Consider the following 11,866-nt stretch of genomic DNA (forward strand, 5'->3'; position numbering starts at 1 on the left):
GACCTGCAGGCACTGCGCACCTGGGACTCGCTCACCCCGGGCCACCCCGAGTACCGCCACACCAACGGCGTGGAGATCACCACCGGGCCGCTCGGCCAGGGCCTGGCCACCTCCGTGGGCTTCGCCTACGGTCAGCGCCGGCAGCGCGGCATGTTCGACGCCGACGCCCCCGCCGGTACCAGCCCGTTCGACCACACCATCTGGGTCATCGCCTCCGACGGCGACCTCCAGGAGGGCGTCACCGCCGAGGCGTCCTCCCTCGCGGGCCACCAGGAGCTCGGCAACCTCGTGGTCATCTACGACCAGAACCACATCTCCATCGAGGACGACACCGACGTCGCCTTCACCGAGGACGTCCTCAAGCGCTACGAGGCCTACAACTGGCACGTGCAGCGCGTGGACTGGACGAAGACCGGCGAGTACGTCGAGGACGTCGCCGAGCTGTACACGGCGCTCATGGCCGCGAAGAACGAGACCTCCAAGCCCTCGATCATCGCGCTCCGCACGATCATCGGCTACCCGGCGCCGAACAAGCAGAACACGGGTAAGATCCACGGTTCCGCCCTCGGCAAGGACGAGGTCGCGGCCGTGAAGGAGGCCCTCGGGTTCGATCCCGAGAAGCACTTCGACGTGGACCCCGAGGTCCTCGAGCACGCCCGTGGTGTGGTGCAGCGCGGGGCGGACGCCCACAGCGAGTGGCAGCAGGGCTTCGACGCGTGGAGGTCCGAGCACGCGGACGAGGCGGCGCTCCTGGAGCGCATCCAGGCCCGCACCCTCCCCGAGGGCTGGGAGGCCGAGCTCCCCAGCTTCGAGGCGGGCAAGGACATGTCCACCCGCGCGGCCTCCGGCAAGGTGCTCACGGCGATCGGCCCGGCCCTGCCCGAACTGTGGGGTGGCAGCGCTGACCTCGCCGAGTCCAACAACACCACCATCGAGGGCTCGCCGTCGTTCATCCCGGAGAGCCGCCAGACGGACGCCTGGTCGGGCAACCCGTACGGTCGCGTGCTCCACTTCGGCATCCGCGAGCACGCCGCAGCGGCGATCGTCAACGGCATCGTGATGCACAGCAGCACCCGGGCGTTCTCGGGCACGTTCCTGATCTTCAGTGACTACCAGCGCCCCGCCGTCCGCCTCGGCGCCCTGATGGGCGTCCCGGCCATCTACGTGTGGACCCACGATTCGATCGGTCTCGGCGAGGACGGGCCCACGCACCAGCCCGTGGAGCAGCTCGCCTCGCTCCGGACCATCCCGGGTCTCGACGTGGTCCGCCCCGGTGACGCGAACGAGGTGGCCGTCGCCTGGCGGACGATCCTCGGGAACACCGACAACCCGGCGGGCCTGGTGCTCACGCGCCAGAACATCCCCACCTACGAGCGGGGCACCGGCGCCGCCGAGGGCGACACCTTCGGTTCCGCCGAGGGCGTGGCGAAGGGCGGGTACGTCCTCGCCGAGGCGAAGAACGGCACCCCCGACGTCATCCTCATCGGTACCGGCTCCGAGGTGCAGCTCGCCGTCGAGGCGCGCGAGACCCTGGCGGCCGAGGGCATCTCCGCCCGCGTGGTGTCGATGCCGAGCCTCGAATGGTTCAACGCGCAGGACGCGGACTACCGCGACAGCGTGCTCCCCCGCACCGTCCGGGCCCGCGTGTCCGTCGAGGCGGGCGTCTCGCAGAGCTGGTACGGTCTGCTCGGCGACGCCGGCCGCAGCGTCTCGCTGGAGCACTACGGAGCCTCCGCCGACTACAAGACGCTCTACCGCGAGTTCGGCATCACCGCGGAGGCCGTCGTGGCCGCGGCGAAGGACTCCCTCGACGCGGTGTCCGCCGATCCGCTGGCCCCGAACGGCACGGCGGCCATGCCGTCCGGACGGCGCGCCACCGAGACCGGCGACCAGCAGTAGTCCCGGACCCACCTCAGAATCCAGCACACAGTCTTTCCGCGCACAGCGGGCAAGGAGCACATCATGACAACACCCACAGCTGACCTCTCGGCCGCCGGCGTCTCCATCTGGCTCGACGACCTCTCCCGTGAGCGCCTCAACTCCGGCGGTTTCAAGCGCCTGATCGAGGACCTCGACGTGGTGGGGGTCACCACCAACCCGAGCATCTTCGCGGCCGCCCTGAAGAACGGCGACTCCTACGCGACGCAGGTCGGGGCGCTCGCCGAGGCCGGCGCCGACGTCGACCAGGCGGTCTTCGACATCACCACGCACGACGTCGCCCAGGCCTGTGACCTCTTCGCCGCGGAGGCCAAGCGCACCGACGGCGCCGACGGCCGCGTCTCGATCGAGGTGGACCCACGCCTGTCGCGCGACACCGCCGGCACCATCGCCGAGGCCAAGCGCCTCCACGCGAAGGTGCAGCGCACCAACGTGCTCATCAAGATCCCGGCCACCGTGGAGGGCCTCGAGGCCATCACGGCGACACTCGCCGCGGGCATCAGCGTCAACGTCACGCTGATCTTCTCCCTGGACCGCTACCGGGCCGTCATCAACGCCTACATGCTGGGCATCGAGCAGGCCAGGGAGAACGGCCACGACCTCTCCAAGATCCAGTCGGTCGCCTCGTTCTTCGTCTCCCGCGTGGACGCCGAGATCGACAAGCGGCTCGACGCGATCGGCTCGGACGAGGCGACGGCGCTGAAGGGCAAGGCGGGGGTCGCGAACGCACGGCTCGCCTACCGCATCTTCGAGGAGCAGTTCGCCACCGAGCGCTGGCAGGTGCTCAAGGACGCCGGTGCCAATGCGCAGCGGCCGCTCTGGGCCTCTACGGGCGTCAAGGACCCGAACCTGCCGGACACCCTCTACGTGGCCGGGCTCGTGGCCCCGGACGTGGTGAACACCATGCCCGAGAAGACGCTCGACGCCATGGCCGACCACGGCGTGGTGGAGGGCGACACCATCACCGCCACCTACGATGCGTCCAACGAGGTGCTGGACACGCTGGACACCCTCGGCGTCTCCTACAGCGAGGTCGTGGACCAGCTGGAGACCGAGGGGCTCGACAAGTTCGTGACCAGCTGGTCCGAGCTGCTCGAGACCGTGCAGACCGCACTCGACGCGGCGAAGGCCTGAGCACCGTGGGTTCCTTCGCCCTCACCGCCTCCGGCGCCGCCCTCGCGGCCGTGGACTCGGCGGTCCCCGTCCTCGTGCAGGACTCCGTCGCGTCCCGCCTCCTCGCCAAGGACGTGACCCTGTGGGGTCCCGACGCGGAGTCGGAGGCCTCGATCCGGCTCGGCTGGCTCGATCTCTTCGACGGTTCGCGGGCTTTGGTGCCCGAGATCGCGGGTCTCCGTGCGGATCTGCTGGCCGAAGGGGTGGACCGCATCGTCCTGTGCGGCATGGGAGGCTCGTCCCTGGCACCGGAGGTCATCACCAAGGAGGCCGGCGTGCCCCTGGTGGTGCTGGACGCCACCGACCCGGAGCAGGTGCGTGCCGCGCTGGAGAAGGACCTCGAGCGCACCGCCATCGTGGTGTCCTCGAAGTCCGGTTCCACCGTGGAGACCGATTCCCAGCGCCGGCTCTTCGAGCAGGCATTCACCGACGCCGGCATCGACGTGGCCTCGCGGATCGTCGTCGTCACCGACCCCGGGTCACCGCTCGACGAGGCGTCGCGGCAGGCCGGGTACCGCCGGGTCTTCAACGCGAACCCGGAGGTGGGGGGCCGGTACTCGGCCCTGACCGCCTTCGGGCTGGTGCCCTCCGGCCTGGCCGGGGCGGACATCGCCGCACTGCTCGACGACGCCGAGGACAGCGCGGAGTTCCTGGGCGACGACGTCTCGGACAACGTGGGCCTGCAGCTCGGGGCCGTGCTCGGCGGGACTTCGCCGCTGCGCGACAAGATCGTGTTCGCCGACGCAGGATCCGGGCTTCCGGGGTTCGCCGACTGGGCCGAGCAGCTGATCGCCGAGTCGACCGGCAAGCTCGGGACGGGGCTGCTCCCGGTGGTCGCCTCGAGCGACGCCCCCGAGCTCGCGGAGGTCGCGGACGACGTCCTGCCCGTGATCCTCGCGCCCTTCGACGAGGCCCCGAGCGAGGAGACGACCCAGGGCACCCGCGTGACCGTCAGCGGCTCCCTCGGCAGCCAGCTGTTCGTCTGGGAGTACGCCGTCGCCGTCGCGGGCCGCCTGCTGGGCATCAACCCGTTCGACCAGCCCGACGTCGAGGCCGCCAAGAAGGCTGCGCGGGGTCTGCTGGACGCCCGCCCCGAACCCGCTCCCGCGGCATTCGTGGACGGTGTGGTGGAGGTGCGCGGCGACCCGAGCCTCCTCGGCTCCTCCGCCACCCTCCCGGAAGCGCTCGAGGCCCTCCTCGCGACGCTGCCGGAGAACGGGTACCTGTCCGTCCAGGCGTACCTGGACCGGCACGAGCAGGCGGACCTCGAGGGCATCCGCTCCCCGCTGGCCGCCGCGACCGGCCGTCCCGTCACCTTCGGGTGGGGACCGCGCTTCCTGCACTCCACGGGTCAGTACCACAAGGGCGGCTCCCCCGTCGGCGTGTACCTCCAGCTCACCGGCAGCAGCAGCACCGACCTCGAGGTGCCCGACCGGCCCTTCACCTTCGGGGAGCTCATCTCGGCCCAGGCCGCGGGTGACGCCCAGGTGCTGGCCGATCACGGGCGGCCCGTCCTGCGCCTGCACCTCACGGACCGCGCCGCGGGCGTGGCCCAGGTGCGCGACGCCATCGCCTCCCTCGTCGCGTCCGGCGGGGACCACCCCGAGAACGGTTGAGCATGTCCGACAGTACTGCGCCACGAACCGCCAACCCCCTCCGGGATCCCCGTGACCGACGGCTGAGTCGCATCGCCGGTCCGTCGTCGCTGGTGCTGTTCGGGGTCACGGGCGATCTCGCCCGGAAGAAGCTGATGCCGGCGATCTACGACCTCGCCAACCGCGGTCTGCTCCCGCCGAGCTTCGGCCTGGTCGGCTTCGGCCGGCGTGACTGGAGCGACGAGGAGTTCGTCGAGCAGGTCAGGGACTCCGTGACGCAGCACGCGCGCACCCCGTTCGACGAGACCGTGTGGGAGCAGCTCGCCGCCGGCATCCGCTTCGTCCAGGGCAACTTCGACGACGACGCGGCGTTCGAGCAGCTGCGCGGGACGCTGCAGGACCTGGACCGGAGCAGGGGGACCCGCGGGAACGCCGCGTTCTACCTCTCCATCCCCCCGAAGGCCTTCGAGGCGGTGTGCCAGAAGCTCTCGGAGCACGGTCTCGCGCAGCCCGAGGACAACCAGTGGCGGCGCGTGGTCATCGAGAAGCCCTTCGGCCACGACCTCGGCTCCGCCCAGGAGCTGAACAGCATCGTGGAGGAGGTCTTCCCCCCGGACGCGGTGTTCCGGATCGACCACTACCTCGGGAAGGAGACGGTCCAGAACATCCTCGCGCTGCGGTTCGCGAACCAGATGTTCGAACCCCTCTGGAACGCCAACTACGTGGACCACGTGCAGATCACCATGGCGGAGGACATCGGGATCGGCAGCCGCGCCGGGTACTACGACGGCGTGGGCGCGGCTCGCGACGTGATCCAGAACCACCTGCTGCAGCTGCTGGCCCTGACCGCCATGGAGGAGCCCATCTCCTTCGACGCGGATCACCTCCGCAGCGAGAAGGAGAAGGTGCTCGCCGCCGTCTCCCTCCCCGAGGACCTCTCCGGCTGCTCGGCCCGCGGGCAGTACGAGGCCGGCTGGCAGGGTGGGGAGCACGTCAACGGCTTCCTCGAGGAGGAGGGCATCCCCGCCGACTCCGCCTCCGAGAGCTTCGCGGCACTCCGTCTGGACATCAACACCCGCAGGTGGGCCGGCGTACCGTTCTACCTGCGGGCCGGCAAGCGCCTCGGCCGCCGGGTCACGGAGATCGCGGTGGTGTTCAAACGCGCACCCAACCTGCTCTTCCGTGACCACGACGCGGAGGACTTCGGCCAGAACGCCGTGGTGATCCGCGTGCAGCCGGACGAGGGCATCACCATCCGCTTCGGGTCCAAGGTCCCGGGCACGCAGATGGAGGTGCGCGACGTCACCATGGACTTCGGGTACGGGCACTCCTTCACGGAATCCAGCCCGGAGGCCTACGAACGCCTCATCCTCGACGTGCTGCTGGGCGAGCCGCCCCTGTTCCCCCGCCAGGCCGAGGTGGAACTGTCCTGGCAGATCCTCGACCCGTTCGAGGAGTACTGGGCCTCGCTCGGCACCCAGCCGGACCCCTACGTGCCCGGTAGCTGGGGACCGGCATCCGCCGACGAGCTGCTCGCAGCCGATGGACGAACCTGGAGAAGGCCATGATCGTGGACCTGCCGGACACCACCACCTCGAAGGTGTCCAAGAAACTGATGTCCCTGCGCGAGCAGGGCGGCGTGGTGGCCCTCGGGCGGGTGCTGACCCTCGTGGTCGTCACCACCTCGGGCCACGAGGAGGAGGCGATCGACGCGGCCAACGAGGCCAGCCGTGAGCACCCCTGCCGCATCATCGTGCTCGCCGAAGGTTCGCCCGACGAACCCACCCGCCTCGACGGCCAGATCCGCGTGGGGGGTGACGCCGGCGCCTCCGAGGTGGTGGTGCTCCGCGGGTACGGGGAGTTGTCCGCGGAGAACGAGTCCCTGGTGTCCGCCCTCCTGCTGCCGGACGCCCCGATCGTGGCGTGGTGGCCGCACGGGGCGCCCGAGGCGGCGTCGCAGACCTCAATCGGGGGCATCGCACGCCGGCGGATCACCGATTCCGCCACCGAGCAGGACCCCACCGCGGCGCTGTCCAACCTCGGCCGTACCTACGCCGCCGGTGACACGGATCTCGCCTGGACGCGCCTGAGCAACTGGCGCATCCAGCTGGCCGCCGTGCTGGACCAGCTGCAGGGTGAGAACCCCATCACCTCCGTGACCGTCGAGGGGGCGGTGGACTCCCCCAGTACCGTGCTCCTCGCCGCCTGGCTGATGCAGGCACTCGATGTGCCTGGCACGATCACCTCGGCCCCCGCGGGTACCGGGCTGAAGCGTGTGGTCCTCGCCCGGGAGGGCGGGGACGTCGAGCTGCACCGTCCGGGCAAGGACGTCGCCGAGCTGCATCAGCCGGCCCAGCCGGTGCAGCGGATCTCACTGCCCCGCCGGAGCCTGCGCGACTGCCTCGCGGAGGAGCTGCGGCGGCTGGACCCCGATGAGGTCTTCGGTGAAGTGATCACCGAAGGACTCGCCCGCACCGAACCGAGGAGCCCCGCTGCATGAGTGCCGAACCGAAAGTGAGTATCCATCCGTCGCAGGCGTCCCTCGCCGCGGCCGTGGCCGCCCGGCTGATCACCCGGCTCGTGGACGTGCAGAGCGAGCGGGGTACCGCCACGGTGGTGCTGACCGGTGGGTCCATCGCCACCGCCGCCCTGCAGGCCGTCGCGGACTCCCCCGCGCACACCGCGGTGGACTGGGCCATGGTGCACTTCTGGTGGGGGGACGAACGTTTCCTGCGCGCGGAGGATCCCGATCGCAACGCCGTGCAGGCGCGTGCAGCGCTGCTCGACCACATCGGCGCGGACCCCGTCAAGATCCACGAGTTCGGCTCGAAGGACGAGTTCCCCGACGAGGACGCCGCAGCCGCGGACTACGCCGAGCAGCTGGCGGCGGCGGCGCGCGACGAGCGGGAGGCCGACGCGGACGCGGTGCAGCCGGATGCACGTCTGCCCCGCTTCGACGTGCTCCTGCTCGGCGTGGGACCGGATGCCCACGTGGCGTCCCTGTTCCCGGAGCTGGCGGGCATCCGCACCAAGGGCGCGACCACGGTGGGCGTCGCCGACGCGCCCAAACCGCCACCGCAGCGTGTCTCCCTGACCCTGGAGGCCATCAACACGGCGCAGGAGGTCTGGCTCTCCGTCAGCGGCAGCGACAAGGCCGGTGCGGTGGGTCTGGCCCTCGCGGGAGCCGGTGCCGTGCAGGTCCCCGCAGCCGGCGCACGCGGGCTGCGGAAGACCCTCTGGCTGATCGACCAGGACGCCGCGCAGAAGCTGCCCGGGCGGCTCATCGACCAGGGCGAGACCGCGGACTGAGGTGCACGGGAAAGCCCCCGTCTCCCTTCGGGGAGACGGGGGCTTCTTCGTGGTCGAGGCCGACCGGGTGTGGGGCTACTGCGGGCCGGCGAACCGCTGCAGGAGACCGAGGGCCACGATGACCACTCCCCAGGACAGGCCGAGGGCCACGGTGAACCGGTTGAGGTTCCGCTCGGCGACGCCCGAGGATCCCATGCTGGAGGTCATGCCACCACCGAACATGTCCGACATGCCGCCGCCCCGGCCCTTGTGGAGCAGGATCAGGAGGGTCAGGAGCAGACTCGTGATCCCGAGCAGGACGAGCAGGATGATACGGAGGATTTCCACGGGGCCCTTTCAAGGCTCGGTAGCCGCCGCGAGGGCGGCGGGGGCACTCTACTGGTCCTGGACCAGGTGCTGTTCGGACCTGACAATACTAGCAAACTCGTCCACGTCGAGACTCGCCCCGCCGACCAGCACGCCGTCGACGTCGCGCCCCTTCAGGATGCTCGCCACGTTGGCCGCCTTCACCGACCCGCCGTACAGCAGGCGGGTCCTCGCGGCCGTGTCGGCGTCGAAGATCATGGCCAGTTCGGCGCGGATCGCGGCGCACATCTCCTGGGCGTCCTCGGGTCCGGCCACCTCGCCCGTGCCAATCGCCCACACCGGCTCGTAGGCGACCACGAGCTGGGACGCCTGCTCGGCGGACAGGCCTGCGACACCCGCGCGGAGCTGTTCGAGCGTGTGCGCCACGTGCGTACCGCCCTGACGGATCTCGAGTCCCTCGCCCACGCAGAGCACCGGCACCAGCCCGTGCCGGAAGGCCGCCTGGACCTTGCGGTTCAGGAGCTCGTCCGACTCGGCGTGGAGGGTGCGGCGTTCCGAGTGGCCCACGAGCACGTAGGTGCAGTCGAGCTTGTCGAGGAACTGCCCCGAGATGTCACCGGTGTAGGCCCCCGAGTCCTCGGGCGAGAGATCCTGTCCGCCGTAGACGACGTCGAGTTTGTCGCCCTTGACCAGGGTCTGCACGCCGCGGAGATCGGTGAACGGCGGGAACACGGACACCTCGACGCGGTCGAAGTCGTGGGCGGCGTCCTTCAGGGTCCAGGCGAGCTTCTGCAGGAAGGTGATGCCCTGCATGTGGTCGAGGTTCATCTTCCAGTTGCCGGCGATGAGCGGTCGGCGGTCGAACGCGCCGTTGGTCGAAGTGGTCATGGTGCTGCTCCCTCTCTTGGTTCCGTGGAAGCGGGACCCACCCGGGGTGTGCCCGGGTGGGTCCCGCTCTTGTGCGCGGGTCCGGTGAGCAGCCCCACGGCGCTCACCGGACCCGCGCCTACTGCTCGTCGCGTGCGAGGGCCGTCAGCCCCGGCAGTTCCTTGCCCTCGAGGTACTCCAGGCTCGCCCCACCACCGGTGGAGATGTGCCCGAACCGGTCGTCGGGGAACCCGAGCCCGCGGACGGCCGCCGCGGAGTCCCCGCCGCCGACGACGGTCAGTGCCCCGTCCGCCTGGGCGTCGACGAGCGCCTGCGCGACGGCCCGGGTACCTCCGGCGAACGCCTCGAACTCGAACACACCCATCGGGCCGTTCCAGAACACGGTCCTCGCCTCGGCGATGTTCGCCGCGAAGTCCGCTCCCGTGGCCGGGCCGATGTCCAGCCCGATGCCTCGCGCACCGTGGGCACCCGTCTCCATGGCGTCCGCGGCGATCACGCTGGAGGCGGCGTCCGCGGAGAACTTCTCGGCCACCACGATGTCCGTGGGGAGCACGAACCGGGTGCCGTCACGGGAACCGCGCTCCAGGTAGCCGCGGACGGTCTCCACCTGGTCCTCCTCGAGGAGACTCGCGCCCACGCGGTGCCCCTGCGCCGCGAGGAAGGTGAACACCATGCCGCCGCCCACGAGGATGCGGTCCGCGGTGCCGATGAGGTTCTCGATCACGGCGAGCTTGTCCGAGACCTTCGAGCCTCCCAGGACCACCACGAAGGGACGCTGCGGGTCCCGGGTGAGCTTCTCGAGCACCACGAGCTCCGCCTCGACCAGGTCACCCTGGTAGGAGGGGAGGAGAGCGGCGATGTCGTACACGCTGGCGTGCCGGCGGGGCACCGCCCCGAAGGCGTCGTCCACGTAGGCGCCGTCCGGCCCCACGAGGTCGGCGAGCTCGCGTGCGAGGGCGCCACGCTCGTCGTCGTCCTTGCTCGTCTCCCGGGGGTCGAAGCGGACGTTCTCGAGGACGAGGACCTCACCGTCCGTCAGTGCCGCGGCCGCGGCGCGCGCGCCGTCGCCGACGGTGTCGTGGGCGAGCGACACCGGGAAGTCCGCAAGATCCCGCAGCGTGTCCACCGCGGGCTTCAACGAGTACTTCTCCTCCGGGGCCCCCTTGGGGCGGCCGAGGTGCGCCATGACGATCACCGCGGCCCCCGCCTCGCTCAGCTTGCGCAGAACGGGCAGGGAGGCGCGGACACGGCCGTCGTCGGTGACCCTCAACCAGGGGACATCACCCTCGAGGGGCACGTTCAGGTCGGAGCGCACGAGGATCCGGCGGCCCCGGACGCCCTCCGCGAGGAGGTCGTCGAGCGATGCGTATGCCACGGGGAGGACCGCCTAGGAGAGCTTCGCCGCGACGATCTCGGTCAGGTCGACCAAGCGGTTCGAGTAGCCCCACTCGTTGTCGTACCAGGAGACCACCTTGACCTGGTTGCCGATCACCTTGGTAAGCCCCGAGTCGAAGATCGACGAGTGGGGGTCGGTGACGATGTCCGAGGACACGATCGGGTCCTCGGTGTAGGAGAGGTAGCCCTTCATGGGACCCTCTGCGGCGGCTGCCTTGTAGGCGGCGTTGACCTCCTCGACGGTGACCTCGCGGTCGAGGGTGACGGTGAGGTCGGTGGCGGAACCTGTGGGGACGGGGACGCGGATGGCGTAGCCGTCCAGCTTGCCCTTCAGCTCGGGCAGGACCAGGCCGATGGCCTTGGCGGCACCCGTGGAGGTGGGGACCATGTTGATGGCCGCGGCGCGGGCCCGGCGGAGGTCCTTGTGCGGGCCGTCCTGCAGGTTCTGGTCGGCGGTGTAGGCGTGGATGGTGGTCATCAGGCCACGCTGGATTCCGAAGGAGTCGTTCAGCACCTTGGCCAGGGGGCCGAGGCAGTTGGTGGTGCAGGAGGCGTTGGAGATGATGTGGTGGTTCTCGGGGTCGTAGTCGCCGTCGTTGACGCCGAGCACCACGGTGAAGTCCTCGTCCGAGGCGGGAGCGGAGATCAGCACCTTCCTGGCACCGGCGTCGATGTGCTTCTGGGCGTCCGAGGCCTTGGTGAAGAAGCCGGTGGACTCGACCACGATGTCGACACCGAGGTCCTTCCAGGGCAGGTTCGCGGGGTCGCGCTCGGCCAGCACCTTCACGCGCTTGCCGCCGACGATCAGGTCTCCGCCCTCGACCTCGACGGAGGTCTTCAGCCGTCCGGTGACGGAGTCGTACTTCAGCAGGTGCGCGAGGGCCTCGGGGCTCGTGAGGTCGTTCACGGCCACGATCTCCAGGTCGGCGCCCTGCTCGAGGGCGGCGCGGAAGTAGTTGCGGCCGATGCGGCCGAAGCCGTTGATTCCGATGCGAGTAGTCACTGGGGTCCATCTCCTTGATAGGTGGTGCCGCTGCTCGTCCCTCTCGGGCGATACCGGCGACGAATGAATCTTGTACCGGGCACGCCGTCGTGCCTTCCGTGGATCGGGTGGTGCGGGGAGGTGTTACCGGCTGGGGGTGATGAGGGTGCTCGCGCCGGTGGTCGCCGCCGCGAGGCGGGCCTGGACATCGGCCCAGTTCACCAGGTTCCACCACGCCTTCACGTACTCCGGCTTCACGTTCACGTAATCCAGGTAGAAC

The 11,866-nt window shown here is 70.3% G+C and carries 11 protein-coding genes; 6 read left to right on the forward strand and 5 right to left on the reverse strand.

Going from position 1 to position 11,866, the window contains the following annotated elements; all coding sequences use genetic code 11:
• From AC792_RS00685 to pgl, 6 genes are all read left to right on the forward strand, one after another.
• Positions 1-1,899: transketolase family protein (locus AC792_RS00685; RefSeq protein WP_049828680.1), on the forward strand; the 1,899-nt coding region annotated here is incomplete at its 5' end.
• A gap of 63 nt (positions 1,900-1,962) precedes the next feature.
• Positions 1,963-3,072, forward strand: a complete 1,110-nt coding sequence (tal, locus tag AC792_RS00690; RefSeq protein ID WP_049828681.1) for a transaldolase — start codon at positions 1,963-1,965, stop codon at positions 3,070-3,072.
• Positions 3,073-3,077: 5 nt separating this feature from the next.
• Positions 3,078-4,727 (forward strand): glucose-6-phosphate isomerase, encoded by a 1,650-nt coding sequence (locus AC792_RS00695; RefSeq protein WP_049828682.1) that lies wholly within the window; start codon positions 3,078-3,080, stop codon positions 4,725-4,727.
• Between the two features lie 2 nt (positions 4,728-4,729).
• Positions 4,730-6,274 (forward strand): glucose-6-phosphate dehydrogenase, encoded by a 1,545-nt coding sequence (gene zwf, locus AC792_RS00700; protein WP_049828683.1) that lies wholly within the window; start codon positions 4,730-4,732, stop codon positions 6,272-6,274.
• Positions 6,271-7,206 carry a glucose-6-phosphate dehydrogenase assembly protein OpcA gene (locus tag AC792_RS00705; protein ID WP_049828684.1) on the forward strand — a complete coding sequence of 312 codons (936 nt, stop codon included), beginning with the start codon at positions 6,271-6,273 and terminating at the stop codon, positions 7,204-7,206. Before zwf ends, AC792_RS00705 begins: the two co-directional genes overlap by 4 nt.
• A complete protein-coding gene (gene pgl / locus AC792_RS00710) occupies positions 7,203-8,015 on the forward strand; it encodes a 6-phosphogluconolactonase (RefSeq protein WP_049828685.1) in 813 nt (270 codons plus the stop codon). Before AC792_RS00705 ends, pgl begins: the two co-directional genes overlap by 4 nt.
• 75 nt (positions 8,016-8,090) lie before the next feature.
• On the opposite strand, the gene secG is transcribed toward pgl, so the two are convergent.
• From secG to AC792_RS00735, 5 genes are all read right to left on the reverse strand, one after another.
• Positions 8,091-8,342 (reverse strand): preprotein translocase subunit SecG, encoded by a 252-nt coding sequence (gene secG, locus AC792_RS00715; protein ID WP_049828686.1) that lies wholly within the window; start codon positions 8,340-8,342, stop codon positions 8,091-8,093.
• 48 nt (positions 8,343-8,390) lie between these two features.
• A complete protein-coding gene (tpiA, locus tag AC792_RS00720) occupies positions 8,391-9,209 on the reverse strand; it encodes a triose-phosphate isomerase (RefSeq protein WP_049828687.1) in 819 nt (272 codons plus the stop codon).
• 118 nt (positions 9,210-9,327) lie between these two features.
• A complete protein-coding gene (locus AC792_RS00725) occupies positions 9,328-10,584 on the reverse strand; it encodes a phosphoglycerate kinase (protein WP_049828688.1) in 1,257 nt (418 codons plus the stop codon).
• A gap of 12 nt (positions 10,585-10,596) precedes the next feature.
• A complete protein-coding gene (gene gap / locus AC792_RS00730; protein WP_049828689.1) occupies positions 10,597-11,607 on the reverse strand; it encodes a type I glyceraldehyde-3-phosphate dehydrogenase in 1,011 nt (336 codons plus the stop codon).
• 123 nt (positions 11,608-11,730) lie between these two features.
• Positions 11,731-11,859 carry a Fe-Mn family superoxide dismutase gene (locus AC792_RS00735; protein ID WP_442853586.1) on the reverse strand — a complete coding sequence of 43 codons (129 nt, stop codon included), beginning with the start codon at positions 11,857-11,859 and terminating at the stop codon, positions 11,731-11,733.
• Positions 11,860-11,866 lie beyond the last annotated feature (7 nt).

Source organism: Arthrobacter sp. RIT-PI-e, from assembly GCF_001187915.1.
Taxonomy (GTDB): domain Bacteria; phylum Actinomycetota; class Actinomycetes; order Actinomycetales; family Micrococcaceae; genus Arthrobacter_D.